We start from the raw sequence: 26,118 nt of genomic DNA on the forward strand, positions 1-26,118 counted from the left end.
TGCTCCGATCGTGTGCTGTGTCGACGTGCGGGCCGTGGCCGCCGCGACCCGCTGGGGGAGGGATCAGGCGTCCGGCGAGCGGCGGTCGGTGACGAGTTCCATCCGGGTGAGTTCGAGGAAGCGCGTGAGATCGCCGTCCGTCGGCGCGCCAGCGTCGGCACAGACGTCGCCGTCCAGGAGCCTCGTCAGCTCGGCCCCCTTACCGGGGTCCCGGAGGCCGAGGGACAGGGCGAGACCGCCGGCGTCGAGGCCGCCCCGTACGTCGATGAGCCGCACCACGACGTCGTCGCGCTGGAAGATCGTGCTGCGCAGGACCGGGCTGCGCGGATCGTCCGCCGCCGCCTCGTCCTGCTGGGCGAGCAGCTGCGCCAGCCGCAGGCCGCAGCCGGACCGGACCGGGTAGCACAACGCGAGCCGCTGCCCCGCCGGGTCCTCCTGATCGGCCGTCACATGGTGGACGGCGGGCAGCGCGGCCCGGGTGAAGAAGACCCGGGCGGACTCGGGGTCGTTGAGGTCCCGGTCCTGCTCCAGGTAGGGGTTGATGGCCTCCTCGACGGCCCGCACCTCGGGCTGCCTCGAGACGTGACGCAGCGCCGCGAGCAGGTCGCCCCGCACCTCGATGGCCCGCACCACCCGGTTGCCGTGCATGAACAGGGAGGTGCGGCACAGCCGGGTGGTGTCGTCGACCCGCGGCTCGGGCGAGGCGTAGTCGGAGAGGATCTTCGCGACCGTTTCCTCGCTGCCCGGCTTGACCGTGAAGGTGAGCGCGTGGCGGATGACGCCGTCCCCGATCCGGGGTGCCGCCTGCAGCCCGCGGGTGCCGGCCGCGGCGTCCACCGCCGGGCCGCCCGTCTCGCGGACGACGTGGAAGCGAAGCGACCTGGTGTCCCGGACACAGCTGTGCAGCGGCTCCACCATCCGCACGTGGTCTTCGCTGTTCACCCAGGTGAGGAAGGGCGGAGCGCTCTCCCACTCACTGGTGATGAGCCATTGGGAGGGATTCTCGATCGACTGGCACAGCTGATCGCTGACATGCCCGGGAACGGACGCGACCTGGTTGCAGAGTTGCTCGTACGCCTCCAGGAACTGCTGCTGGGCTCCGTCGTAGACGTCCACCAGCAGGACGACCCGGAGCCTGGAGCCGTCGAACACAGACTGGGAGACACGCGGCGACACCTTCTGGGTCAGCGGCTGGGAGGCAGGTGCAGACGTGGTGGTCATCCTGGGGCACATCTCCTTCGCGGAAAGGGGAACGGCGACCTTCGGTCGCGGCGCTCCGAGGGGGGCGTGAGTCGATCCTGATCAGGTCCTCACCGGCGCGCGATTCGTATGGACTACGCGGGTGACTTGCCTTGGGGCGGAGCGAGGTCAGGTGAGGTGGGCGAAGACCACCAGGTTGTCCGTGTAGTCCCTGGCCGTGCGGTCGTAGTCGCCCGCACAGGTGATGAGCCTGACCTGGGCATCGGGGGTGTCGTCGTACACGCGACGGCTGGGGAAGTCGTCCTTGGCGAAGGTCTCCACGCTGTCGACGACGAAGGTCGCCTCGCGCCGGTCGGCCCGCAGGACCCGGAAGGTGTCGCCCTTCTTCAGCTCACCGAGCCCGGCGAAGACGGCGGGTGAGGTCGCCGTGTCGACGTGTCCGGCGATGATCGCGGTGCCCCTCTCGCCGGGGGAGACGCCCTTCGCATGCCAGCCGACGAGGTTGATGTCGTCGGCGGGCGGGGCTTCGAGCTGACCCGTGGGGCCGATGGCGAGGTCCGTGAAGGGGGCGTCCACGTAGATCTTCGGGATGAGCAGGCGTACGGGCCTCGAGCGCGGCAGTTGCCTTCCCGTCGCGGGGCCGGAAGGCGAGGCCGGCGCCGCGGTGTGCGCGGCTTGCGGGGCCTGCTGGGCCTGCGCGGGGAGGGACGCGCCGGTCGACGTGTCCCGGCCGCCGATCAGGCTTACCGCGACGACCAGGAGAGCCACGGCGCACAGCACCATCAGGCCTCCGCGTGAGCCCTGGCCGGTGGGCCGGGGCTCGTCGTCGGTGGGGGAGGAAGGAGGGACTGCCATCGGGAACCACCTCTGTGGGGCACGGGAGCAGGACGGACGGGACGGGCCGGGAACCGGCCGGGGCGGCCGCCACACGATGCACCGGTGGCGGCCGCGGTCGCTATCGCGTCCGGCACGGGTCAGGCCAGGCCGTGGGACTTCTTGCGGCGCACGGCGTACAGACCGGTCCCGGCGACGGCCAGGACCGCCAGACCACCCGCGGTCACGCCGGGCGCCGCCAGCGCGCCGCCTCCGGTGTGCATCCCGCCGCTGGGCTTGTCGTGACCGCCGTTCCAGGACTCCTTGCCGTCCTTGGTCCAGCCGGAGTCCTTGCCGTGCCCGCTGTCGCGGGAGTCGCCCGAGTCGTCCGCCGTCACCGCGGTCAGCGCACCGCCGCCCGTGTGCATCCCGCCGTCGGGCTTGTGGTGACCGCCGTTCCAGGACTCCTTGCCGTCCTTGGTCCAGCCGGAGTCCTTGCCGTGCCCGCTGTCGCGGGAGTCGCCCGAGTCGTCCGCCGTCACCGCGGTCAGCGCACCGCCGCCCGTGTGCATGCCACCGTCGGGCTTGTGGTGGCTGCCGCCCTTGTCGTGTTCCTTGCTGTAGGAGGATTCGTCGTGGTCCCAGTCACCCGCGGCTGCGTAGGCGCCGGGTGCGGTGACGGCGAGGACGGCCGAGGCCGCCGCGGTGGCCAGGAGGATGCGAGCAGAACGCATGCGAGAGTCCTTTCGCCACGACAGGGCAGCTGGCGCTTCGTCAGCTGTGGTGACCCGGTCCTGACGTGATCCACCGTCAGTCAGCGATCCGTATCCCACCACTCCAGCCACTCAGCCGGGTGATCGACTCGGGCCGGGCGGTGCCGCGGTCCGGTGGGTTCCGGCACACGAACGGTCGGCCGGCAGCATGGCTGCCGGCCGAGGTCACGCGCCGCTGGTCGCGGTCGGTCAGGGCAGTGCCAGCACCGTCGTCACGACATGACGCAGGGTCGATTCGGCGTCCGGGTCCGGACCTTGGGACCGCCAGGCCACGAACCCGTCGGGCCGGACGAGTACGGCACCTGAGCGTGTCGTGCCGTGGCGTTCGGCCCAGTCCGCACCCTCCTCGGGGATCAGCTCGGCGTCCGGCCCGGCCCCCACCCGGTAGGAGACCAGCGGGAGGGACATCCGTTCCGCGAGACGGGTGGCGGACTCGTGCCATCCGCCCGGCTCGTCGGCGTCGCTCAGCAGGACCAGGGACCGTTCGTAGAGGTCCAGGGTGGAGATGCGCTCGCCCTGGTGGCGTACCCACAGGTGGGGTGCCCTGCTGCCGGGCTCGCCGCTCAGGGCGAGTTTCTCCGGTACCACCGCGGCCGAGGGATCGGTGCCGACGACGGCGCCGGTCGGATAGCGGTAGCCGAGGGCCACGTTGAGGATGCCGCGCTGGGGTGCGCCGCCGGGGCCGGGCGGCGGAGCGAACCCGGGGTGGCTGTGCTCGGCGGACCGGGCGGCCGCGCGGGCGCTGGTCGCCTCCGCCACCGGGCGCCGTTCGGCGTCGTAGCTGTCGAGCAGGCCGTCCCCGGCCCGGCCGCCGAGCACCGCGGCCAGCTTCCAGGCGAGGTTGTGCGCGTCCTGGATACCGGTGTTGGAGCCGAACGCCCCGGTGGGTGACATCTCGTGCGCCGAGTCGCCGGCCAGGAAGACCCGCCCCGCCCGATAGGTCCGTGCGACCCGTTGGGCGGCGTGCCAGGGAGCCTTGCCGGTGATCTGCACGTCGAGGTCCGGGTCCCCGACCGCCCGGCGGATGTGGTCGACGCACCGCTCGTCGGTGAACTCCTCCATCGTCTCCCCGCGTTCGGGGTGCCAGGGGGCGTGGAAGACCCAGTTCTCGCGGTTGTCCACCGGCAGCAGCGCACCGTCGGCGTCCGGATCGGTCAGGTAGCAGACGATGAAGCGGCGATCCCCCACCACCTCGGCCAGGCGACGGGAGCGGAATGTGACGCTGATGTTGTGGAACAGGTCGCCGGGACCGCTCTGACCGATGCCGAGCTGTTCCCGCACGGGGCTGCGCGGACCGTCGGCGGCGACCAGGTAGTCGGCGCGGACGGTGGTGTGCTCGCCCGTCTCCCGGCTCTTGACCACCGCGGTGACACCGGTGCCGTCGCTGTCGAACGAGAGCAGTTCGGTGGAGAACCGCAGGTCGCCGCCGAGCCCCGTGGCATGGTCGAGCAGGACCGGCTCCAGGTCGTTCTGGCTGCACAGACACCACGCGCTCGGGCTGAACCGGGCCAGTCCGCCGCCCGGATCGATGTCCCGGAACAGCCACTCGCCCGCGTCACCGACCAGCGTGGGCGTCTGCAGGATGCCGTGGTTGTCCGCCAGGGTGGCCGCGGCCTCCTGGATCGCCGGCTCCACGCCCGCCGCCCGGAACAGCTCCATCGTGCGTACGTTGTTGCCGCGGCCCCGGGGGTGGATGGAGGTGCCGGCGTGGCGCTCCACCAACGTGTGCCGCACCCCCAGCCGGCCCAGGAACAGCGAGGTCGACAGTCCCACCAGGGAACCGCCGACGATCAGGACCGGGACCTTGTGGATGGTGTCGCCGGCCTGGCCGACTCTTTCCTTCATCACTCGCCTCCAGCACGTCGTGTCCGCCGACTCGGCCGGTACGGACGGGATCTTCATGCATGCCCCGCACGGCGGACGGCGGCTCAGGCTTCACCCGCTTCACCCGCCCGGCACGGCCTCGACGCGGCCGTGCCCTCCATTCGGCCCGGCCGGCATGCCGACCCCGGCGGGCCGGGGGATCCTGGAGTCCCAGGCCGTGGTGCGGACCGCCGAGTCAGGCGGGCAGGAGCCGGCGAAGGCGAAGCGCCGGCACCTGCGCACCACGGCCGGCGACCGGGAAGTGATCCGCCGGACGGGTGGATTCCCGGCACCGGAACGCCCACTTCCCGCCGCAGATCGGCCGGCGCGCGATGGTCGGTACCGGCTGTCACGCTGATGGCACACAGGATCTGCGAAAGGGAATCGCCGTGATCACCACTGACCTCACTCCCGGCTCCCCCTGTTGGCTCGACCTCGGCGCCCCCGACGTCCGCGCCGCCGCGGCCTTCTACGGCGCGGTGCTCGGCTGGGAGTACCAGTCCATGGGCGAGTCGCAGGACATGCAGGGCGGGATGTTCCAGAAGGACGGCAAGACCGTCGCCGGGCTCGGCAAGCTCACCGAGGAGGGCGCGCGCTCGGCCTGGATGGTCTACTACACCGTCACCGACGCGGACGCCACGACCCAGGCCGTCGAGCGCGCGGGCGGCACGGTGCGGGTGGCCCCGAGGGACCTCGAGGACTGGGGCCGGATGGCGCAGTACAGCGACCCGTCCGGGGCCCAGTTCGCGGTCTGGCAGCCCGGGAAGAACGCCGGCTTCGAGCTGGCGGACGAGCCGGGTTCGCTCTCCTGGACCGAGCTGCTCACGACCGACACCGCGGCCGCCAAGGAGTTCTACGGCGAGGTCTTCGGCTGGCAGTTCGGTGAGATGGAACTGCCGGGCGGCGCGGGCGCGTACTCCCTCATCACCCCTGCCGGGCTTTCCGAGGAGCGCATGCAGGGCGGCCTCATGCAGCTGAGCGAACAGGACCTCGCCCTGACCGACGGGCGGCCGTACTGGCACCCGGTCTTCGCCGTCGCCGACTGCGACGCCGCCGTCGCCGCGGTCACCGGGAACGGCGGCAGCGTGCAGATGGGACCCGAGGACGTGGAGGGCGTCGGTCGGCTGGCCGTCTGCCTCGACCCGTCGAACGCGGACTTCGTGGTCCTCGCGGCGGCCGGCGGCTGATCCTCGCCGGGCCGACCCGAGGGCCGGTCCTTTCCACTGACGGCACCGAGCGCGACGACCAGGCCGTGTTCCGCGGCCGCTGCGTCCTTCGAGCGGCCCGTGGCGCCGTCGCCGAACGGCATCCCGTCCTCGCGGCCCGGTCCCGGACGGTCCCGGGCACGGTCTACGCCTACCTCGTCGAACGGCTCCGGGACCGGTCGCCGCCGGACCCGGACGCGCACGCCGACAAGATGCGGGGTGCCCAGCGCGGGCTACCGCAGGGATGGGAGGAGATCCGTACCTCGTTCACCGGCCCGAAGGCCGTCAACCCCACCCGCCGGCACAGGGCGGGCGGCGACACCTCCACGTACTTCCCGACCCGCGCGGCGACATCGCGGACAGCACGTGTCCGCAAGCCTGACTACCGTACGCGGCATGACGAAGACGACGACCGCGAGCTCAGCGGCCCCCGTGCTCGGCAACCGCGCCCTCAACCGCGCCACTCTCGACCGGCAGTTGCTCCTGCGCCCCGCGCCGCTGTCCGCCGAGGCGGCCGTCGAACACCTCGTCGGCCTGCAGGCGCAGAACGTGAAGCCGCCTTACTACGCTCTCGCCGCCCGCCTCGACGGCTTCGCGCCGGAGGAGCTGTCCGGCCTGATGGCCGAGCGCCGGGTCGTCCGTATCGTCAGCATGCGCTCGACCATCCACACCCACACCGCCGACGACTGCCTCACCCTGCGGCCGCTCGTGCAGCCCGCCCGGGACCGGGAACTCACCTTGTTCCGCAAGGGACTTGAGGGCGTCGACCTCGACCGGCTCGCCGCCCTGGCCCGCGACCTCGTCGAGACCGAGCCGCGCACGATGAAGCAGTTGCGCGAGGCGCTGCTCGTCGAGTGGCCGCACGCCGACCCGCAGGCCCTCGCGATCGCCGCCCGCTGCAGACTCCCGCTCGTCCAGGTCACCCCGCGGGGACTGTGGGGCAGGAGCGGTCAGGTCGCCCTCACCACCGCCGAGCACTGGCTGGGACGGCCGGCCGAGCCCACCCCCGCCGCCGACGCGACGGTGCTGCGCTACCTCGCCGCCTTCGGGCCCGCCTCGGTGAAGGACATGCAGACCTGGGCCGGGCTGACCCGGCTGCGCGACGCCTTCGAGCGCCTGCGCCCGCAGCTGGTCACCTTCCAGGACGAGAAGGGCGTCGAACTCTTCGACCTCCCCGACGCGCCGCGCCCGGACGCGGACACCCCGGCCCCGCCCCGCTTCCTGCCCGAGTTCGACAACCTGCTCCTGTCCCACGCCGACCGCACCCGCGTGGTCCCGCCCGATTACCGGGGCAGCGCCTGGCAGGGCAACCTGGCGCACCGCACGCTTCTGGTCGACGGCTTCCTGGCGGGCGTGTGGAAGCTGGAGGCGGACGCGCTGGTCGTCGAGCCCTTCGGCAAGCTCACCAAGGCGCAGCGGGAGGAGGTCGCGGCCGAGGGGGAGCGGATGCTGACGGTGATGCACCAGGGATCGCCGTACGACATCCGCTTCGGGACCGTACTGCGGTGACGGGACCGTAGTGAGGTCAGGCCATGGAGAGGGGGCGCTGCGGGCCGCTCGTGGAGGCCCGCAACGCCCCCTGGTATGTCACCTGAGGGGTGGCTCAGGAGTCTTTGGCCGGGTTACGAGTTGACCTGTGTGGTCACCAGGCTGGAGAAGGTGGTCAGCCGGGTGTAGACACCCGGGTAACCGGCCTCCGCGCAGCCCTCGCCCCAGGAAGTGATCCCTGCCAGGACGCCCCCGATGAGCAGGGGACCGCCGCTGTCGCCCTGGCAGGTGTCGACGCCGCCGGAGGTGTATCCGGCGCAGACCATGTCGCCCGCGACGAAGTCGGAGCCGTAGGAGCCGGCGCAGCTGGAGTCGGAGACGGTCGGCACGGTCGCGGTGCGCAGCTGGTTGGAGGAGCTGCCGCCCGCGGAGGTGGTGCCCCAGCCGACGATGCGGGCGGTGGTGCCCGCCGCGTACACGCCCGTCTGGGAGGACGTGACGTACGACGCCTTGGTGTACGGCATCGACGTCGACAGGGTCAGGACGGCCACGTCATCGCCGTTGGTGGCGTCCGTGTAGCTCGGGTGGATCCAGATCTTGCTGACCCGGGCCACCGTGCCGTTGGTGCCGTTCAGATAGGTGCGGCCGCCGACGACTCTGACGCTGCTCGTGGTCTCGCCGACCATGCAGTGGGCCGCGGTGACGACCTTGGTGGCCGAGACCAGGGTGCCGCCGCAGAACTGGTTCTGCGAGGCGTCCGTGATCTGCATCATGAACGGATACGCGGTCGTCGTGGTCGTCGTACCGCCGACGATGGGCTGAGGGGCGGCGACGGCGGCGGGGGCGCCGATCAGAGCGGTCGCGGCGGCGGCGGTGGCCGCGAGGGCGGCGGCGGTCTTCTTGGCGCGGTCGATCCCGAACATGAGTCTCCTCATTGGGTGTTGCCGGTGGGGGGGTCGCACGGGTGTGGGGGGCGGTGCACGGGGGCCGCGGGACCGGCCCCCGTGTGCCCGGGCGAGCGGCACGCCCCTACGCTAGAACCCGGAACATGCCCTTCCCAATGAGGGAAGCCCCTAGGTGAGTTGGGCAGGGAAAACCCTCGGTCGGCCGCCGGTAGACCCACGCGGGCGGTGAACCCGCGGGGTTCTCAGCCGATCCGCGTGGTGGTCACTTGGTACGACGGCCCGCCGCGAGTCTGACGATGTCGACCCGCGATCGGATCCCGAGCTTGCGGTAGACCCGGGTCAGGGTCGCCTCGACCGTCTTGACGCTGATGAACAGCCGGCCGGCTATCTCCCGGTTGGTCGCGCCCTCCATGACGAGCGCGGCGACCTGACGTTCCATCGAGGCGAGCCCGTCCAGCGCGTCGAGCGTGGGGGTGGGGGAGACGACCGGCTCGGGCGGCTGTGCCACGGCGGTCGCCTCCGCCTGGCGCAGCCAGGGCAGCGCCCGGCAGCGCCTGAACAGCCGGGCCGCCTCGTCGTAGGACGTCGGCCCCGGCCGGCGCGTGCGCAGCGCGGCCAGCGCGAAGGCGGCGCGGGCCTCCTCCAGGCCGTAGCCCAGTTTGCCGAGCCGCTCCTGCGCGGACGTCAACTGGCCGAGGGCGGCATCGTGCTGACCGCGCCTGGCCCGTACCAGCGCCTCCGCCCGGTCCACCACGGCGAGCACACTCTCGCGGCCCAGCCGCAGCGCCTGCTCCCGGGTCACGTCGATGACGTCCTGCGCCTCGGTGACCTCGCCGACCTGGACCAGGGCCTCGGCGAGGTCGCCGTGCCAGCGGCCGCGCGCCGGGTCGGTGATGCCGAGCCCCTGCTCCAGCTCCCGCACCCGGCGCAGCGAACGCACCGTGCCCGGGGCGTCCCCGGCCACGAACTGGGCATGGCCCAGGGCGGCCAGGGCGCGGGAGACGTACATCTGGTCACCGTCCTCCTCGGCGTGCTCCAGCGCTTCCCGCGCCAGCGCCAGCGCCCGGTCCACGTCGCCGCCCGACGCCTCGGCGAACGAGGTGAGCAGGGCGGAGGCCACCGTGCCGATGCCGGTGTCCCGGGCCATCCGCAGGCTCTCCCGGGCCAGGTCGAGGGCCCGCCCGCAGTGCCCGGAGCGCAGCTCGGTCTCGGCGAGCAGGCGCAGGAAGTGCACCTCGCTCTCGACCATGCCGCGCCGCCGCACCTCGCGCAGCAGCGCGGTGACGGTGGTGCGGGCCTCGGCCAGCTGGTCGCTCATCAGCAGCCAGCGGAACCGGGCCAGGCCCGGGCCGTTGTGGTGGCAGGCCACCTGCGGGTCCTGGGGTTCCCTGAGCGCCCGCTTGATCGTGGCGGGGGCTTCCGCGTGGCCCATCAGGGCCTCGGTCTGCGCCTGGAAGGCGAGGGCGAGGATCTCGGTGCGCCGGTCACCGGCCCGGGCGGCCAGCTGCGCCGCGTGCGCGGCCTCCTCCCGGCCCTGCGCGAAGTCGCCCTGGACGACCAGGCCCCGCCAGGCGAGCTGATAGTGGACCAGGGCCAGCAGCCGGGGGTCGTCGCCCGCGTCGGCCAGCGCCTGCGGGAAGACGGCGTCGACGTCGCCGAGGGCGTGCCCGGCCGACTCGATCACCACCATCCAGGCCCGCACCCGGTCCGCGGGCACGGTGGCCCGGGTCAGCACCTCGCGGGCGATGTCCCTGGCGAGGTCCACCTCCCCGGCGGTGATCGCGTCCTCGGCGGCCTGCAACCGCCGCTCGTCGGGGCCCGGCACGCCGTCGGCCGGGGTGTGCCGGGCGGCGAGCAGTCCGAGCGAGGCGGCCACCGAGGGCGCGCCGCGGTCCCGGGCCTGGGCGGCGGCCTCGGCGAGCTGTGCCGCGACCCGCGGATCGGCGCCGGAGACCGCGAGCGCCAGGTGCCGGGCCCGTTCGATGGGGTCGGAGGCGGCCGTGGACAGCGCGGCGTGCGCGGCCCGCCGCTCCTGCGCGGGTGCCTCCGCGTAGAGCGCGGCCGAGATCAGCGGGTGCGCGAACCGTACGGCGGGACCCTCGGGCTCCGTCGCGAGCAGTCCGAGGGCGGCCGCCTGGGCGGTCTCCGACTCGGCGTTGTCCCGGCCGGCAGCGTGCAGCAGGGCCAGCGTGGGCCGGGCGCCGGCGCTGGCCACGAGCAGGGTGCGGCGCGCCTCGTCCGACAGCATCTCCAGGCGGTTGAGCACCAGGACCCGCAGCGAGGTCGGTACGCGCAGCGGCTCGCCCGGCCGGGGCGGGCTGGGGTCCTCGGCCAGGGCACGGCCCAGTTCGAGGGCGAAGAGCGGGTTGCCACCGCTGGTGCGGTGGATGTCCCGGACGGTGGAGCGGGGCAGGCCGGTGTAGCCGCGGTGGTCCAGGAGCGTGGACACCTGGGTGCGGGTGAGCGGGTTGAGGCGCACCGCGAGACTGTCCGGGGGCAACGCGCGTAGATGCCGGTCGTACTCCTGCCCTTCGGTCCGCACCGCGCACAGCAGCTGGACCGGCGTGTCGCCGAGGCGGCGGGCGGCGAAGCCGAGGAGTTCCGCGCTCGCCGGGTCGAGCCATTGGAGGTCGTCCGCGACGACCAGTACGGGACCCTCGGCGGCGAGCGCGCGCAGCACCGACAGGACGGCCAGCCGCAGCGCCAGTCCGTCGCGCTGGAGGGTGGACTCGCCGCGTCCGGTGAGCGCCGACTCCAGGGCGGTGCGCTGGGCGGCGGGGAGCCGGTCGGACACCTCGCCCACGACCAGCCCGAGCAGGTCGGCGAGCGCCAGGAACGGGAGATGGGATTCGGACTCCGTCGCCGAGCAGCGCAACACGGTCCGGGTCGCGGCGGCGTTATCGGCGGCCAATGCCCGCAGCACGGTCGATTTTCCAATTCCGGCCGGGCCGTGGAGCAGCACGCTGCCGCCGCCGGCCAACTGCTCACGTGCTCCCGCGAACAGCTCCTCCCTGCCGATCACCAGGTCGGGGCGGCATCTGGCAGGCTCCTCGAAGTCCCGTCGCACGGTCACCGCTCCCCTCCGTGTGTCGTGTCCTGGCCAATATTAGGCAACGGGCTTTGGAATTCGGCGGGGCCGCGTCGTGAGGGAAATAACAACGGCCCGCGCAGAAATTCACCAAGGCGGTGCATGAAGGGGGGCGCCGACGGAAATCAGGGCAGGAACCCCGCCCGACGCGCGGCGACGACCGCCTCCCCACGGGTCCGGGACCCCAGCTTGCGCATGGCGGAGCGAAGGTATCCCTTGACCGTCTCGGCCCGCACCCCCAGCCGCTCGGCGGCCACCGCGTTCGTCGCGCCCGCGGCCACACACGCCAGCACATCCACTTCACGGGCCGCCAGAGTCACCCCGTCCGCCGACGGGACGTCCGAGGTCAGCAGCCCGCACGCGGCCAGCAGTTCGGCCCGCAGCGCCTCGTCGGCGATCCGCGGCGCGAGCGCCCGCAACGCCGCGTGCGCCTCTCGCACCTGCTCCCACGCGGAGCCGTCCGCCGGGGCCCGGGCCGGTTCCGCCCGTCCCGCGGCCACCAGGTCCCGCGCCTCCTCCCGCAGGACCAGCGCCTGTTCCACGTCCCGCGCCGCCGCCACCGCCGCGGTCAGCATGCGGTCGCCCAGCGGCCGGGCATCACGCAGGGCGCCGTACAGCACTCCGCGCACCCGGCGGCGTACGACCACGGGCACCGCCACCACCGAACGCAGCCCCTCCGCGGCGACCGCGGCGTCGTACTCGTGGCTGATCTGCCGCGAGGAGGAGTAGTCGGCGACGGCGCACGGGCGGGCCAGGGCCACCGCCTTGCCGCCGAGGCCGTTGCCGGAGATCACCGCGAGGGCGCTCAGGGCGGGGGTGGACGTGCCGTTCAGTTCGCTGATGCGGATCCGCGGCCGGCCCGGCTCCACCAGGCCGCCGAAGGCGACCGGAAGCCCGGTCGTGTGCCGCAGCCGTACCAGCGCGCGCCGGATCTCCACCGACGCCGACCCCTCTGCTGCCACGCACACGCTCCTTCGTCCACGGCACACACCCCCGTTCGGGGGTAGTGAGACCCGCATCACGCATTACACGATGGCAGAGAGCCGCCCGGCAATGGTGCCGGTACCGAGGAGGACAGATGACGACCGCGACGGAGCTCTTCCGCAGCGCGCGGGACTTCCTGCTGGAACACCGTGAGGACTACGCCACGGCGTACGAGGGTTTCGACTGGCCGCGCCCGCAGCACTTCAACTGGGCGCTGGACTGGTTCGACGTCATCGCGGACGGCAACGACCGCACCGCCCTGCACATCGTCGAGGAGGACGGCTCCGAGATCCGGCTCTCCTTCGCCGAACTGTCCGAGCGGTCCAACCGGGTCGCCAACCTGCTGCGCGAGCGCGGAGTGGGTGCCGAGGACCGGATCCTGGTCATGCTGGGCAACCAGGCCGAGCTGTGGGAGACGGCGCTGGCCGCCATGAAGCTGCGGGCCGTGGTCATCCCGGCGACCCCGCTGCTCGGCCCCGCCGACCTGCGCGACCGGGTCGAGCGGGGACGCGTACGCCACGTCCTGGTCCGGGCCGAGGACACCGCCAAGTTCGACGACGTGCCCGGCGACTACACGCGCACCGTGGTCGGCGGTTTGCCCGAGGGCTGGCAGCCGTACGAGGACGCGTACGCCGCCTCCGCCGAGTTCCTGCCCGACGGGCCGACCATCGCCGACGACCCGCTGATGCTGTACTTCACCTCCGGCACGACGGCCCGCCCCAAGCTGGTCGAGCACACCCACGCCTCGTACCCGATCGGGCACCTGGCGACCATGTACTGGATCGGGCTGACCCCCGGTGACGTCCACCTGAACATCTCCTCGCCCGGCTGGGCCAAGCACGCCTGGTCCAACCTGTTCGCGCCGTGGAACGCGGAGGCGACCGTCTTCATCCACAACTACACGCGCTTCGACCCGGCCCGTCTGATGGCCGAGATGGACCGTGCGGGCGTCACGACGTTCTGCGCCCCGCCCACCGTGTGGCGCATGCTCATCCAGGCCGACCTCACCCAGCTGCGCACGCCGCCGCGCGAGGCCGTGGCGGCCGGTGAACCCCTCAACCCCGAGGTCATCGAACAGGTCCGCCGCGCCTGGGGCGTGACCATCCGGGACGGCTTCGGGCAGACCGAGACGGCGGTGCAGATCGCCAACAGCCCCGGCCAGCCGCTCAAGACCGGCTCCATGGGCCGCCCCGGCCCCGGCTACCGCGTCGAACTCCTCGACCCGGTCAGCGGTGCGCCCGGGGCCGACGAGGGCGAGATCGCGCTCGACCTGTCGACCCGCCCGGTCGGCCTGATGACCGGCTACCACGGCGACCCCGACCGTACGGCGGAGGCGATGGCCGGCGGTTACTACCGGACCGGGGACATCGGCGCGCGCGACGCCGACGGCTACATCACCTACGTCGGGCGGGCCGACGACGTCTTCAAGGCCTCCGACTACAAGATCAGCCCCTTCGAGCTGGAGAGCGCGCTGCTGGAGCACGAGGCGGTCGCGGAGGCGGCCGTCGTGCCCGCGCCGGACGAGCTGCGGCTCGCCGTCCCGAAGGCCTACGTGGTGCTGGCGGAGGGCTGGGAACCCGGCCCCGACACCGCGAAGGTCCTCTTCGAGCACGCCCGGCAGGCGCTGGCGCCCTACAAGCGCATCCGCCGCCTGGAGTTCGCGCCCCTGCCCAAGACCGTCTCCGGCAAGATCCGCCGCGTCGAACTGCGCGAGGCCACGGCGGCCGGCTCGGACGCCGAGTACCGCGAGGAGGACTTCCGGTGAGCAAGCTGTCGTACATCCACGGAACGAGCGGGACGGCCCTGCTCGGCGACACGATCGGGGCCAACCTGGACCGGGCGGTGGCCACCTGGCCGGACCGCGAGGCGCTGGTCGACGTGCCCTCCGGGCGGCGCTGGACCTACGCTCGATTCGGCGCGGACGTCGAGGAGTTGGCGTACGCACTGCTCGCCGCCGGCGTGGCCAAGGGCGACCGGGTGGGCATCTGGGCCGTCAACTGCCCCGAGTGGGTGCTCGTCCAGTACGCCACCGCCCGCATCGGCGCGATCATGGTGAACATCAACCCGGCCTACCGCACGCACGAGGTCGAGTACGTCCTGAAGCAGGCCGGGATCTCCCTGCTCTTCGCCTCCCTCGGGCACAAGAGCAGCGACTACCGGGCGATGGTCGAGCAGGTGCGGGGCAGCTGCCGGGAGCTGCGTGACGTCGTGTACATCGGCGACCCGAGCTGGGACGCGCTGACCGGACGCGGAGCCCCTGCTCCCCACGAGGACCTGTCCTGCGACGACCCGATCAACATCCAGTACACCTCGGGTACCACGGGCTTCCCCAAAGGAGCCACGCTCTCCCACCACAACATCCTCAACAACGGCTATTTCGTGGGCGAGTTGCTCGACTACACCGAGCAGGACCGGATCTGCATCCCGGTGCCCTTCTACCACTGCTTCGGCATGGTGATGGGCAATCTGGCCGCGACCTCACACGGCGCCTGCATGGTCATCCCGGCCCCGTCCTTCGACCCGGAGGCGACCCTGCGCGCGGTCCAGCAGGAGCGCTGCACCTCCCTGTACGGCGTCCCGACCATGTTCATCGCGGAGCTGAACCTCCCCGACTTCGCGACGTACGACCTGACCTCCCTGCGCACCGGCATCATGGCCGGCTCGCCCTGCCCGGTGGAGGTCATGAAACGGGTCGTCGCCGAGATGCACATGGCGGAGGTCTCCATCTGCTACGGCATGACGGAGACCTCCCCGGTGTCCCTCCAGACACGGACGGACGACGACCTGGAACACCGCACGGCCACGGTCGGGCGCGTCCTGCCGCACATCGAGGTCAAGGTCGTCGACCCGGCCGACGGCGTCACCCGGCCCCGGGGAGAGGCAGGCGAGTTGTGCACCCGCGGGTACAGCGTGATGCTCGGCTACTGGAACGAGGCCGCGAAGACCGCCGAGGCCGTCGACCCCGCCCGCTGGATGCACACCGGCGACCTGGCCGTGATGCGCGAGGACGGCTACGTCGAGATCGTCGGCCGCATCAAGGACATGATCATCCGGGGCGGCGAGAACATCTACCCCCGCGAGATCGAGGAGTTCCTCCACGCCCATCCGAAGATCGCGGACGTCCAGGTCGTCGGCGTACCCCACGAGCGCTACGGCGAGGAGGTCCTGGCCTGTGTCATCGCGCGGGACCCGGCCGACCCGGTGACGCTGGAGGAGCTGCGTGCCTTCTGCGACGGGCGGTTGGCGCACTACAAGATCCCCAGCCGGCTCCAGGTCATGGACTCCTTCCCGATGACGGTCTCCGGGAAGGTGCGCAAGATCGAACTGCGGGAAAAACACGCGGCGGGCAGCTGACGGGTCCGTCAGACTGTCGCGATGATCGGCAGACGCAACACCTTCCGCATGGCGGACGGCATACGAGTACCCGGGACCTGGCGGCACGTCTTCATCCGCAACGGCGACTACCACCTGACCGACCTGTTCATCTACGCGGACGGGCTGATCGACTGCTGGGAGCTGGTCACGCTGGCGGAGTTCGAGGAGAAGCTGCGCCGCGGATGGGTCGCCACCGACCTCCCGGAAGGCGCCAGGGCGTCCGGACACGAGCTCGCCGCATGGAAGTTCAGCGAGCCGCGCAGCTGGCACACCCCCGAGCTGCTGCTCGCCGAGGTGCGCGACACCGTGGAGCAGCTGAACGGGCGCCCGGACTCGACGGACCGGTGCCTGGACGCCGTCGACGCGTTCCTCGCCGACCGCACCGAGGAGAGGAGGGCCGTGGCACGCGCCGCCTACCTCGCCATCCCCGAGACGCAGCGGCACTACGCGCTCGGCGACATGGACCGCCAGGACTGGCCGCTCCAGGTCCTGGTGGCCGGACCGGGCGGGCGCGTGGAGGCCCGGCCGTACGGCGGCGAGGACCCGGTCACGCAGGAGGAGTACGACGAGGCCGTCGACTACTTCGAGGACCGGGCGGAGTGGTTCGAGCAGCGGTCCTCACAGGTGCCGGCGGACGGGCCGGTGACTCCGGTCGCGCCCGCGATCAAGCTCTCCGAGAGCTACCCGCTGAAGTCGTCCGACGACCCGGACACGCGGGCCCTGCGCAACAACTACCCGGCCCCCGTGGACGTCGACGGGGTCACCTACCCCTCCGTCGCACACGCCTACTGGGCGTTGTCGACCTCCGACGCCGACACCCGGGCCGCGATCGCCGCGGCGGACCGGGCTCACGCCGCCCGGAATCTGGCCGCCGAAGCCCCCCGGCGCGAGGGCTGGGAACAGGCCCGTACGGCCGTCATGACCCGGCTGATGCGGGCCAAGTTCGCCCAGCACCCGCCCCTGGCCCGGGTCCTGTTGGGCACGGACGACGCGACGATCCTCTACGACGACGGCGACTCCGGCTACTGGGGCGACAACGGCGGCCGCGGCCGCAACTGGAGCGGCCGCCTCCTCGAACTCGTCCGCTCCGAACTGCACGCCGAGCGCGCCGGGATCGGCATTGGTCCTAGCAGCCGTCGGGCAGCCGCATGCACACCCGTGGCCGGCGGTCGAGGCCCAGCTCCCTCTCATGGGCGCGGATCTCGCGCAGGCCGGGGGTGAGTTCGGCCTCGTCCAGCACGCGGAAGCCGAGGCGGGAGTAGTACGGCGCGTTCCACGGCACCTCGGCGAAGGTGGTGAGCGTGAGCCCGGCCAGGCCTTCCTCACGGGCCCGGTCCGCCGCGTACGCGAGGAGGGCCCGGCCCACGCCCCGGCGGGCGGAGTCGGGGTGGACGGAGACCTGCTCGACGTGGAGCGCGCCGTCCACCGGTTCGCAGAGGAGATAGGCGACCGGGCGGTCACCCTCGTCGACGGCGACCCAGGCGCGACCGGCCCGGCGGTACCGCTCCAGGACGTCCACAGCGGGCGGCTCGTCCTCGGCGACCGATGCCATGCCGAGGTCCCTGAAGGGGGCGCCGGCGGCGCGTTCGATGTCCTGGAGGAGGGGGAGTTCGGCAGCGGTGGCGGGGCGGATGCGCATCCGCCGAGTGTCGGACGGCGGGCGTGCCCGGCGCGACTGGTTAAGGACCCCTGAGCCGGGCTACGCCCCCGCCGCGTCCAGCTCGTCGGCGTGGCTGTTCACCGCCTGCGGGGTGCCGGTGAGGTCGAGGACGAACAGCGGGACGGCCAGTGCCTCGGCGCGGGTGCGGGCGTCGGGGGAGAACCCGGCGAGGGAGAAGTACACGCAGGCCGTGGACTCCGTCATGGCCGTCAGCCACAGGCACTCCACGTCCCGCAGGGACGCGGGGCGCACGGTCGGGTCGACCTGGGCCAGCAGCCCGCGCGCGGCCAGGCCCACGCCGGCCGGGGGCCGCTGGTCGGAGCGGCGGATGTCCCGGTAGCCGAGCCAGCGCAGATAAAGGGCCGCGGCCGTGACCGCGTCGCGAGCGGTACGGATCGTGACGGGCTGGAAGGCGAGGCGCCCGGCCGGGGCCGCGGCTCGGGGACTCGCCGCGGCGGAGGCCGCGGCCACCGGGATGCGCAGCACCGTCCCGCACGCGCAGCCCAGCTCCGGATACGGCCACTGGTTCCGGCGCCCGCAGGCGTCGCACCGCACGACGACCCAGTCCTCGTCCCAGGCACGGTGGGCGACCGCGGTGGCCGTCCCGTGCTCGTCGAGCGCGGGGGCGACGGGCGCCCCGCACACGCACGGGTACGACGGCGCCTCGTAGAAGTGCTCACGTGTGCAGGCCGGGCAGCGCACCGGCACGCTCTCGGACATGGCACTCATGGTCCTCCAGACCGCCCCCGCTTGTCCGTCTCTTGACGGCCTTCGTCCACCCACCTACATTACTTCCAGATAGTAGAAATAAATTTCCGTAATGCGGAAGTAATGGGAATACGGAAAGCGAAGTCAACGGGAAGTGCTCACCGCGGGGCGCGACGGGAGTGCGGATCCGACAGCCGAAGCAGGAGTACTCGATGGCTCGAATGACCGCTGCCCGCGCGGCAGTTGAGATTCTCAGGCGCGAGGGCGTCACCGACGCGTTCGGCGTCCCCGGCGCGGCGATCAATCCCTTCTACGCGGCGCTCAAGGCGTCCGGCGGCATCCGCCACACCCTCGCCCGGCACGTGGAGGGCGCCTCGCACATGGCCGAGGGCTACACCCGCACCCGCCCGGGCAACATCGGCGTCTGCGTCGGCACCTCCGGGCCGGCCGGCACCGACATGATCACCGGCCTGTACTCGGCCATCGGCGACTCCATCCCGATCCTGTGCATCACGGGCCAGGCCCCGACCGCCGTGATCCACAAGGAGGACTTCCAGGCCGTCGACATCGCCTCCATCGCCAGGCCGGTGACGAAGATGGCGGTCACGGTGCTGGAGGCCGCGCAGGTCCCCGGCGTCTTCCAGCAGGCATTCCACCTCATGCGCTCCGGGCGCCCGGGACCGGTCCTGATCGACCTGCCGATCGACGTCCAGCTGACGGAGATCGAGTTCGACCCGGACACGTACGAGCCGCTTCCCGTCTACAAGCCCGCCGCGACCCGCGCCCAGGTCGAGAAGGCGCTCGGGATGCTGAACGCCTCCGAGCGCCCGCTGATCGTCGCGGGTGGCGGTGTCATCAACGCCGACGCCGCCGAACTGCTGGTGGAATTCGTCGAATTGACCGGAGTTCCGGTCGTCCCGACCCTCATGGGCTGGGGGGCGCTCCCCGACGACCACGAGCTGAACGCCGGCATGGTCGGCCTGCAGACCTCGCACCGCTACGGCAACGCGACCTTCCTGGAGTCCGACTTCGTCCTCGGCATCGGCAACCGCTGGGCCAACCGCCACACCGGCAGGCTCGACGTCTACACGGCCGGCCGGACGTTCGTCCACGTCGACGTCGAGCCCACCCAGATCGGCAGGATCTTCGCCCCGCACTACGGCATCGCCTCCGACGCGAGGGCCGCACTGGAACTGTTCGTGCAGGTGGCGAAGGAGCTGAAGCCCGCCGGCCGGCTGCCCGACCGCTCCGCGTGGGCGGCCGCCGCACAGGAGAAGAAGGCCACGCTCCAGCGCCGTACGCACTTCGACGACATCCCGATCAAGCCCCAGCGGGTCTACGAGGAGATGAACAAGGCCTTCGGCCCGGAAACCCGGTACGTCTCCACCATCGGTCTCTCGCAGATCGCCGGCGCCCAGATGCTGCACGTCCACCGGCCCCGCCACTGGATCAACTGCGGCCAGGCCGGCCCCCTCGGCTGGACCATCCCGGCCGCGCTGGGCGTCGCCAAGGCCGACCCCGAGGCGCAGGTCGTCGCCCTCTCCGGCGACTACGACTTCCAGTTCATGATCGAGGAGCTGGCGGTCGGCGCGCAGCACAGGATCCCGTACGTCCATGTCCTGGTGAACAACGCCTACCTGGGCCTGATCCGCCAGGCGCAGCGGGCGTTCGACATCGACTTCCAGGTCAACCTGGAGTTCGAGAACATCAACTCTCCGGAACTGGGCGTCTACGGCGTCGACCACGTCAAGGTCGTCGAGGGCCTCGGCTGCAAGGCGATCAGGGTGACCGACCCGGCCGAACTCGGCGCCGCCTTCGAACAGGCGAAGAAGCTCGCCGCCGAGTTCCAGGTGCCGGTCGTCGTCGAGGCCGTCCTGGAGCGCGTCACCAACATCTCCATGTCCACCACCAACGACATCAGCAACGTCGTCGAGTTCGAGGAGATCGCGACCGAACCGGGGCACGCCCCGACCTCGATCAGAACACTGAAGGTCTGACGCCGGGCGGCAGCACTGCCGTCAGCCACTCAGGGGCGGCCCGGGCCCGGGATGGCCGCCCCTCGCGTTGTCGGTGGCGACCGTCGAGTCACTGGGTCTCTCGTTTGGGGAGGCATCGACGACCGTGTAGTTCACTCGTTCTGGTCATCGATCTCGAACGGGCAGCTGTGTCTCGCACGGATGCGTACATTCGGTGCTTGTGAAGCTGGTTGTGCAGGTGAAGCTGCTGCCGACGCCCGTGCAGGCGGCGGCGCTTGAGGCGACCCTGCGTGCCTGCAACGAGGCGGCCTCCTGGGTGAGCGAGGTCGCCTTCGCGCGCGGGGAGTTCAAGAACTTCACCCTGCGCAAGCAGGTCTACGGCGAGGTTAGGTCCCGCTGGGGCCTGGGCGCGCAGGCCGCCCAGCACACGATCAAGAAGACGTGTGACACCTACGCCGTCCTGAGGGCACACCTGAGGGCCGGAAACCTGGGCAGGCCGGGCTCGAAGCGCTACCGACGGGCGACCGAGAAGCCGGTCTGCTTCCGGTTCGAGGGCGCGCAGCCGTACGACGACCGCATGCTCTCCTGGCAGATCCCCGAGCGCACGGTGTCAGTCTGGACGGTGCGCGGGAGAGTGAAGGGGGTGGCCTTCGCCGCTGGCCCGGAGCAGTTGGCGATACTGGCGCTGTACCGCAAGGGCGAGTCAGACCTGCTGTACCGGGATGGCATGTGGTTTCTGAGCGCCACCTGCGAAGTTCCGGAAGCGCCGCTGAACACCGACCCGGTGGACTTCCTCGGCATCGACCTGGGCATCGTCAATATCGCCACCACCAGCGACGGCGAGATCATGGCCGGGCGCGGACTGAACCGCATCCGGTCGCGGGAGCGCAAACTCCGCAGCAAGCTGCAGAAGAAGAACACTCCGTCCGCCAGGCGCCGGCTGAAGAAGCGGAGGCGCAAGGAAGCGCGGCGGGCCAGAGACATCAACCACAAGATCGCGAAGCATGTGGTGGCCGAGGCAGAACGCACCGGTCGCGGAATCGCCCTGGAAGACCTGACGGGCATCCGCGAGCGGGTACGGCTTCGCAAGCCCCAACGGGCCACTCACTCCAGCTGGGCCTTTGCCCAGCTGAAGCAGTTCATTGCGTACAAGGCCCGCCGGGCGGGTGTGCCGGTGGTGTACGTCGATCCGGCGTACACCTCGCGCACTTGCGCCGAATGCGGGCACATCGACAAGGCGAACCGGGTCAGTCAGGCTTGGTTCGCGTGTCGGTCCTGCGGATTCGTTGATCACGCGGACCGATGGGGGCACCTCCCGCTCGAGCGAAGCCGAGAGTGGGGGAGGCTCGCGCAACATCCGGGCCTGTGCCTGGGAGTTGTGGCGACGCGGGGCCCAGTCAACGGCCCCTCTTCCACCCCGAACACCTCGGGGTGGGGCTGGACGCAAACGCAGCATCACCGCCAGTGATGCCCGTTGTGCAAGCCCGGCGCTTGGCGCCGTGTAGTTGGCAGGTTCATTTGAGGGTTCCGTAGCCCGCCTACGACCGGTGGCGTACGTGGGTCGTACCGGGCTGCGCGGGCTCACTGCTCGTGGTGCTCGGAGAGTCCCGGCCAGTCGTCGGGGCCGCCGCCCTGCCACTCGATGATGTCGCTCTCCTCGACCTCGACCTGGTCGAGGTCCGCGAGGCGCAGGAACTCGACCACGTCGTCGAGGTGCGAGGCGACGCCGAGGTTCTCGTCGTCCCAGGTCACGCGCCGGGAGCCGTCCAGTGCGGGGGCGTGGACCACGATGTGCGGATGCTGCGTGGGGTGTGCCGGAGGTGCCATGCCTTCAGGCTCCTCGGGGCGGGACGGATCCGCACCCCGGAGTGCCCCCGCCCGTCCCGGAAACGCCGGTGAGCGCCGGATGCGGGACCGTCCGCATCCGGCGCTCACCGGAAATCCTGGGACCGCGGCGGTTGCGACGGAGCCCGGGACGCCCTTCCCTCAGGTCGAGAAGAGGGTCCCCGGTCCTTCACCACCGCACTGGCTCGCACACCGCCGCGGTCCCGGCCCTGCCCGCGCCCGTATGACCGGTCGACCACCCTCATCCGGGTCGCCGACGGCCGGGCGCGGCCAGGGAGTTGTGGGCACGCTGGAGTGGATTCCGGGCGGCGCCGACGCCTGGGCGCGACAGGACAGTTGTCAGCGCCGACGCCGCCCGGAGCTTGGGGGAGAGTGTCGAGGAGGAGCGTCAGACCCGGGCGCCGGACAGACGCTCCACCGACCGCAGCAGCGCCGAGTGGTCGAGGCCGCCGTCGCCCTGCGTACGCAGACTGGCGACCAGCTGGGCGACCACGGCACCGACGGGCAGTGCCGCGCCGACGTTGCGGGCGGCGTCCGTGACGATGCCCATGTCCTTGTGGTGCAGGTCGATACGGAAGCCCGGCGTGAAGTCGCGGTTCAGGAAGTTGTCCTTCTTGCGCGTCAGCACCGTGGAGCCGGCCAGTCCGCCGTTGAGGACGTCGAGGGCGGCCTTCAGGTCCACGCCCGACTTCTCCAGGAAGACCACGGCCTCGGCGCACGCCTGGATGTTCACGGCGACGATCAGCTGGTTCGCTGCCTTCACGGTCTGCCCCGAGCCGTGCGGGCCGCACAGCACGATCGTCCTGCCGAGCACGTCGAAGACCGGCTCCGCCTCGTCGAAGTCGGCCTGCTCGCCGCCGACCATGATGGACAGCACGGCCTCGACGGCACCGGCCTCGCCCCCGGAAACGGGCGCGTCCAGGACCCGGATGCCCTTCTTCCCGGCGGCCTTCGCGAGCTCCACGGAGGTCTGCGGGGTGATCGAGGACATGTCGATCAGCAGCGCCCCGGACCGCGCGTTCTCCAGGATGCCGTCCGGGCCGTACGCGACGGCCTCGACCTGCGGGGAGGCGGGCACCATCGTGATCACGACGTCGGCGTCCCGGACGGCCTCGGCGATCGAGCCGGCCGCGGTGCCGCCGGCGGCGGCCAGCCGGTCGAGCTTGTCCTGCTCCAGCGTGAAGCCGGCGACGTCGTAACCCGCCTTGATCAGGTTCTCGGACATGGGGGAGCCCATGATCCCGAGGCCGATCCAGGCGATCTTGGGGAGGTTCGTGGTCATGAGGATGCCTCTCTCACTGCTTTGCTACGTCTGACAGTTGCCGCTCAGCGGGCGGCTCGGGCCCCGGCCGGCAGCCAGTCGAACGCCTCCGCGCTCGGACGGTCGCCCGGCTTGTACTCCAGGCCGACCCAGCCCTCGTAACCGGCCTTGCCGAGCTGGTCGAGGAGGTCTTCGAGGGGGAGCGAGCCCGTACCCGGCGCACCGCGCCCGGGGTTGTCGGCGATCTGCACATGGCCGGTCCTCGCGGCGTACCGCTCGATCACCGACGGCAGGTCCTCGCCGTTCCTCGACAGGTGGTAGAGGTCCATCAGGAAGCGTGCGTTGCCGAGCCCGGACGCCTGGTCGACCTTGTCGACGATCCCCACGGCGGCGGGTGCGCTCACCAGCGGGTACAGCGGCGACTCGGGCTTGTTGAGGGCCTCGACCAGCAGGATCGCACCGATGTGGTCGGCGGCCCGGGCCGCGAGCACCAGGTTCTCCAGGGCGAGCGCGTCCTGCTCGGCCGGGTCCACGCCCGCGACACGGTTGCCGTACAGCGCGTTGAGGGCCTTGCAGCCCAGTGACTCGGCGAAACCGGCCGCCACGTCGATGTTGGCGCGGAACCGTTCCGACTCCTCGCCGGGGACCGACAGGGCGCCCCGGTCCGGGCCGGGCAGCTGTCCGGCGTAGAAGTTCAGCCCGGTGAGCTGGACGTCCGCGTCCTCGATCGCCTTCTTGAGGGCGCCGAGCTCGGACCGCCCGGGGGTGGGGGAGTCGATCCAGGGCCACCAGAGCTCGACCGCGGTGAAGCCGGCCGCGGCGGCGGCCGCGGGACGCTCCAGCAGCGGGAGTTCCGTGAAGAGGATCGACAGGTTGACGTTGAAGCGCTGGTCTGCGAAGCCCATCGGGGTGGCGCCCCCTTGCTCATTCGTAATTTCGTATTGTGGAAACTTATTTCTGCTTAATGGAAGATTGCCTGGAGTCGCGGAGGGCTGTCAAGAGCCGTCCACGAAAAAGCACCCCCTGCCGGAGCCTTGTCGGCTCCCCGTCGGAGTACTTGTCGGCGCCCCGCCGATCGCCGCGGGTACGTCCGTTAAGGTCGTCTCGGAGCGACCGGGGCAGCGCGCTGCGCACGGTGTCCCGGATGTGCCCCGTAGGTGCCCTCTCTCTTGGAGAGGTGAGAGAACATGCAGGTCGGAGCCGCTATGGGGGCACAGTGCGATTGAGAGTCGAGTTCACGACCGAGCCCTTCGACCTCGACGAGGCGCCCGCGCACGCACTGGTGGCCCGCGAGGTCGTCGAGGCGGCCGAACTGGACGCGGTGGACGTCGGGCCGTTCGGCAACACGGCGGAGGGCGGCGCCGACGCCGTGCTGACCGCCGTGGAGGCCCTGCTGCGCCGGACCCTGGAGTCCGGCGCCACCCGGATCTCTCTCCAGCTCAACGTGATCGGCGAGCGCGAGGCCGGCGAGAGCGTCACCGGGAAGGGCCAGAAGTGACCGGCACCGGGGACGAACCCTTCATCGCGGCAGTGAAGCCGCTGGTCGACGCGATGGGCGGCGAGCTGGTCCCGCCGGACGAGGCCGGCCCCGACGACGTCGTGCTCGCCTGGGAGGGTGCCGAGGTCGTCGCCGTGCGCCTGCCGCAGCTCGCCGACTCCCTCGACCACATCCTGGCCGCCATGGAGCGCAAGAAGGGCAAGCCCCTCGCCGACCTGGACCGCAAGGCCAAGCAGGAGGTCGTACGCATACTGGAGGCGCGCGGCGCCTTCTCCGTACGGCACGGCGTGGAGACCGTGGCGAGCGCGCTCGGCGTGAGCCGCTTCACGGTCTACAACTACCTCAACCGTGAGAAGGGGAGCTGAGGCCGGGATGAGGCCGGGCTCGCGGGGCAAGGGTCTGATCGGCCGGCTCGCAGGGCTCTGTAACCCGGAATTTTCAACAAAGTGTTGACGCGCTCTTCCGGAGGGCGTTAGCTGGCGGCAGCCCGATCAGTACGAAGGCCGTTCGCGGCCACGGAGGCTCCCGTGACGTCGACTTCCACGCCCCCGGGCCTGGCCCGGTTCAACGCCCTGGAGAAACACGCGGCCTTCGCCGCCCTCCACGAGGCGTGCGCCTCCACGGCATGGGCCGAGCGGCTGCTCGCCGCCCGCCCCTACGCCACCGCCGAAGACCTCTACACCGCCAGTGACGCCGCGATGGCCGAGCTGAGCGCCCAGGACCTCGCCGAGGCCATGGCCGGGCACCCGCCGATCGGCCGTCCGAAGCCGGGCGACCCGACCTCGGCGCGGGAACAGCGCGGCATGGCCGGCGCCTCCGAGGAACTCAGGGCGCAGATGCTGGAGCTGAACCTGGCCTACCAGGAGAAGTTCGGCCATGTCTTCCTGATCTGTGCCACCGGCCGGACCGGCGAGCAGATGCGCGACGCGGTCAAGGAGCGGATCGGCAACGCGCCGGAGCAGGAGCGGGAGATCGTCCGCACCGAGCTGGGCAAGATCAACCGTATCCGGCTGGCCCGCATCGTCGAAGAAGACTGACGAAGACCGAAGAGGACTGACGCAGCATGAGCACCAGCACCACCGCCTCGGTGTCGACGCACATCCTCGACACCAGCATCGGCCGCCCCGCCCGGGGAGTCGCCGTCCAGCTCTCCGCCCGGCAGGGGCGCGAGGCGGACTGGCAGGCGCTCGGCGGCTCCGCGACCGACGCGGACGGACGGTGCAAGGACCTGCCGGCGCTGCCGGAGGGCACCACACACGTACGGCTCGACTTCGCCGTGGAGCCGTACTTCGAGACCCGAGTCGAGAACCAGCAAGCCGATGCGCAGCAGGACGCCCCCGCGAATCGGGACAGCGGCCCTGGGGTGTTCTTCCCGGAGGTGGCGATCACGTTCGCCGTCAGTCCCGGCGAGCACTACCACGTACCGCTGCTGCTCAACCCGTTCGGCTACTCCGTTTACCGAGGGAGCTAGCAGAA

The 26,118-nt window shown here is 71.6% G+C and carries 22 protein-coding genes and 1 pseudogene; 11 read left to right on the forward strand and 12 right to left on the reverse strand.

The window, feature by feature from the left end; genetic code table 11:
* Nucleotides 1-63: 63 nt before the first annotated feature.
* The 4 genes from ACZ5XS_RS13310 to ACZ5XS_RS13325 form a co-directional block, all read right to left on the reverse strand.
* Nucleotides 64-1,221: a SchA/CurD-like domain-containing protein gene (locus tag ACZ5XS_RS13310; RefSeq protein WP_468650697.1), complete on the reverse strand. Its 1,158-nt coding sequence runs from the start codon at nucleotides 1,219-1,221 to the stop codon at nucleotides 64-66.
* A 147-nt stretch (nucleotides 1,222-1,368) separates the two neighbouring features.
* The gene (locus ACZ5XS_RS13315; RefSeq protein WP_468650699.1) at nucleotides 1,369-2,055 is read right to left on the reverse strand and encodes a class F sortase; all 687 of its coding nucleotides are present in this window, start codon (nucleotides 2,053-2,055) and stop codon (nucleotides 1,369-1,371) included.
* 119 nt (nucleotides 2,056-2,174) lie between these two features.
* The gene (locus ACZ5XS_RS13320) at nucleotides 2,175-2,747 is read right to left on the reverse strand and encodes a hypothetical protein (RefSeq protein WP_468650701.1); all 573 of its coding nucleotides are present in this window, start codon (nucleotides 2,745-2,747) and stop codon (nucleotides 2,175-2,177) included.
* 228 nt (nucleotides 2,748-2,975) lie between these two features.
* Nucleotides 2,976-4,631 carry an FAD-dependent oxidoreductase gene (locus ACZ5XS_RS13325; RefSeq protein ID WP_468650703.1) on the reverse strand — a complete coding sequence of 552 codons (1,656 nt, stop codon included), beginning with the start codon at nucleotides 4,629-4,631 and terminating at the stop codon, nucleotides 2,976-2,978.
* Nucleotides 4,632-5,038: 407 nt separating this feature from the next.
* On the opposite strand from ACZ5XS_RS13325, the gene ACZ5XS_RS13330 reads away from it, so the two are divergent.
* Nucleotides 5,039-5,836 carry a VOC family protein gene (locus ACZ5XS_RS13330; RefSeq protein WP_468650705.1) on the forward strand — a complete coding sequence of 266 codons (798 nt, stop codon included), beginning with the start codon at nucleotides 5,039-5,041 and terminating at the stop codon, nucleotides 5,834-5,836.
* 414 nt (nucleotides 5,837-6,250) lie between these two features.
* Nucleotides 6,251-7,363, forward strand: a complete 1,113-nt coding sequence (locus tag ACZ5XS_RS13335; protein ID WP_468650707.1) for a winged helix DNA-binding domain-containing protein — start codon at nucleotides 6,251-6,253, stop codon at nucleotides 7,361-7,363.
* Nucleotides 7,364-7,476: 113 nt separating this feature from the next.
* Here ACZ5XS_RS13335 and ACZ5XS_RS13340 read toward each other — a convergent pair whose 3' ends face one another.
* The 3 genes from ACZ5XS_RS13340 to ACZ5XS_RS13350 form a co-directional block, all read right to left on the reverse strand.
* A complete protein-coding gene (locus ACZ5XS_RS13340) occupies nucleotides 7,477-8,265 on the reverse strand; it encodes a S1 family peptidase (RefSeq protein WP_468650708.1) in 789 nt (262 codons plus the stop codon).
* A gap of 244 nt (nucleotides 8,266-8,509) precedes the next feature.
* Nucleotides 8,510-11,320 (reverse strand): AAA family ATPase, encoded by a 2,811-nt coding sequence (locus tag ACZ5XS_RS13345; RefSeq protein ID WP_468650710.1) that lies wholly within the window; start codon nucleotides 11,318-11,320, stop codon nucleotides 8,510-8,512.
* Between the two features lie 140 nt (nucleotides 11,321-11,460).
* Entirely contained in the window at nucleotides 11,461-12,297 is an 837-nt protein-coding gene (locus ACZ5XS_RS13350; protein ID WP_468650712.1) for a response regulator transcription factor, read from the reverse strand.
* A gap of 116 nt (nucleotides 12,298-12,413) precedes the next feature.
* Here ACZ5XS_RS13350 and ACZ5XS_RS13355 point away from each other — a divergent pair, with 116 nt between their 5' ends.
* From ACZ5XS_RS13355 to ACZ5XS_RS13365, 3 genes are read left to right on the forward strand one after another with little or no spacing between them, the layout of a single operon-like run.
* Nucleotides 12,414-14,084: an AMP-binding protein gene (locus ACZ5XS_RS13355; protein WP_468650714.1), complete on the forward strand. Its 1,671-nt coding sequence runs from the start codon at nucleotides 12,414-12,416 to the stop codon at nucleotides 14,082-14,084.
* Nucleotides 14,081-15,673: an AMP-binding protein gene (locus tag ACZ5XS_RS13360; protein WP_468650716.1), complete on the forward strand. Its 1,593-nt coding sequence runs from the start codon at nucleotides 14,081-14,083 to the stop codon at nucleotides 15,671-15,673. Before ACZ5XS_RS13355 ends, ACZ5XS_RS13360 begins: the two co-directional genes overlap by 4 nt.
* A 21-nt stretch (nucleotides 15,674-15,694) precedes the next feature.
* A complete protein-coding gene (locus tag ACZ5XS_RS13365; protein WP_468650718.1) occupies nucleotides 15,695-16,915 on the forward strand; it encodes an NADAR family protein in 1,221 nt (406 codons plus the stop codon).
* Here ACZ5XS_RS13365 and ACZ5XS_RS13370 read toward each other — a convergent pair.
* Both ACZ5XS_RS13370 and ACZ5XS_RS13375 read right to left on the reverse strand, forming a co-directional pair.
* Nucleotides 16,821-17,333 carry a GNAT family N-acetyltransferase gene (locus tag ACZ5XS_RS13370; RefSeq protein ID WP_468650720.1) on the reverse strand — a complete coding sequence of 171 codons (513 nt, stop codon included), beginning with the start codon at nucleotides 17,331-17,333 and terminating at the stop codon, nucleotides 16,821-16,823. The genes ACZ5XS_RS13365 and ACZ5XS_RS13370 overlap by 95 nt on opposite strands.
* Before the next feature lie 60 nt (nucleotides 17,334-17,393).
* A complete protein-coding gene (locus ACZ5XS_RS13375) occupies nucleotides 17,394-18,083 on the reverse strand; it encodes a hypothetical protein (protein ID WP_468650722.1) in 690 nt (229 codons plus the stop codon).
* 191 nt (nucleotides 18,084-18,274) lie between these two features.
* Between ACZ5XS_RS13375 and gcl the strand changes: the two genes are divergently transcribed.
* Both gcl and ACZ5XS_RS13385 read left to right on the forward strand, forming a co-directional pair.
* The gene (gene gcl, locus ACZ5XS_RS13380) at nucleotides 18,275-20,059 is read left to right on the forward strand and encodes a glyoxylate carboligase (protein WP_468650724.1); all 1,785 of its coding nucleotides are present in this window, start codon (nucleotides 18,275-18,277) and stop codon (nucleotides 20,057-20,059) included.
* 199 nt (nucleotides 20,060-20,258) lie between these two features.
* Nucleotides 20,259-21,543: pseudogene (locus ACZ5XS_RS13385) on the forward strand (RNA-guided endonuclease InsQ/TnpB family protein).
* Between the two features lie 76 nt (nucleotides 21,544-21,619).
* Here ACZ5XS_RS13385 and ACZ5XS_RS13390 read toward each other — a convergent pair.
* The 3 genes from ACZ5XS_RS13390 to ACZ5XS_RS13400 form a co-directional block, all read right to left on the reverse strand.
* Nucleotides 21,620-21,865, reverse strand: coding sequence for a hypothetical protein (locus tag ACZ5XS_RS13390; protein WP_217238932.1), 246 nt, complete (start codon nucleotides 21,863-21,865; stop codon nucleotides 21,620-21,622).
* Nucleotides 21,866-22,271: 406 nt separating this feature from the next.
* Nucleotides 22,272-23,165 (reverse strand): 2-hydroxy-3-oxopropionate reductase, encoded by an 894-nt coding sequence (locus tag ACZ5XS_RS13395; protein WP_468650726.1) that lies wholly within the window; start codon nucleotides 23,163-23,165, stop codon nucleotides 22,272-22,274.
* A 44-nt stretch (nucleotides 23,166-23,209) separates the two neighbouring features.
* The gene (locus ACZ5XS_RS13400) at nucleotides 23,210-24,049 is read right to left on the reverse strand and encodes a TIM barrel protein (RefSeq protein WP_468650728.1); all 840 of its coding nucleotides are present in this window, start codon (nucleotides 24,047-24,049) and stop codon (nucleotides 23,210-23,212) included.
* A gap of 311 nt (nucleotides 24,050-24,360) precedes the next feature.
* Between ACZ5XS_RS13400 and ACZ5XS_RS13405 the strand changes: the two genes are divergently transcribed.
* The 4 genes from ACZ5XS_RS13405 (at nucleotide 24,361) to uraH (ending at nucleotide 26,113) form a co-directional block, all read left to right on the forward strand.
* Nucleotides 24,361-24,642, forward strand: coding sequence for a YkoF family thiamine-binding protein (locus ACZ5XS_RS13405; RefSeq protein WP_468650730.1), 282 nt, complete (start codon nucleotides 24,361-24,363; stop codon nucleotides 24,640-24,642).
* Entirely contained in the window at nucleotides 24,639-25,007 is a 369-nt protein-coding gene (locus tag ACZ5XS_RS13410) for a helix-turn-helix domain-containing protein (protein WP_468650732.1), read from the forward strand. Before ACZ5XS_RS13405 ends, ACZ5XS_RS13410 begins: the two co-directional genes overlap by 4 nt.
* Nucleotides 25,008-25,169: 162 nt before the next feature.
* Nucleotides 25,170-25,679 carry a 2-oxo-4-hydroxy-4-carboxy-5-ureidoimidazoline decarboxylase gene (gene uraD / locus ACZ5XS_RS13415; RefSeq protein WP_468650734.1) on the forward strand — a complete coding sequence of 170 codons (510 nt, stop codon included), beginning with the start codon at nucleotides 25,170-25,172 and terminating at the stop codon, nucleotides 25,677-25,679.
* 26 nt (nucleotides 25,680-25,705) lie between these two features.
* Nucleotides 25,706-26,113 (forward strand): hydroxyisourate hydrolase, encoded by a 408-nt coding sequence (gene uraH / locus ACZ5XS_RS13420; RefSeq protein ID WP_468650736.1) that lies wholly within the window; start codon nucleotides 25,706-25,708, stop codon nucleotides 26,111-26,113.
* Nucleotides 26,114-26,118 lie beyond the last annotated feature (5 nt).

It is taken from the genome of Streptomyces sp. NPDC033131, from assembly GCF_055578365.1.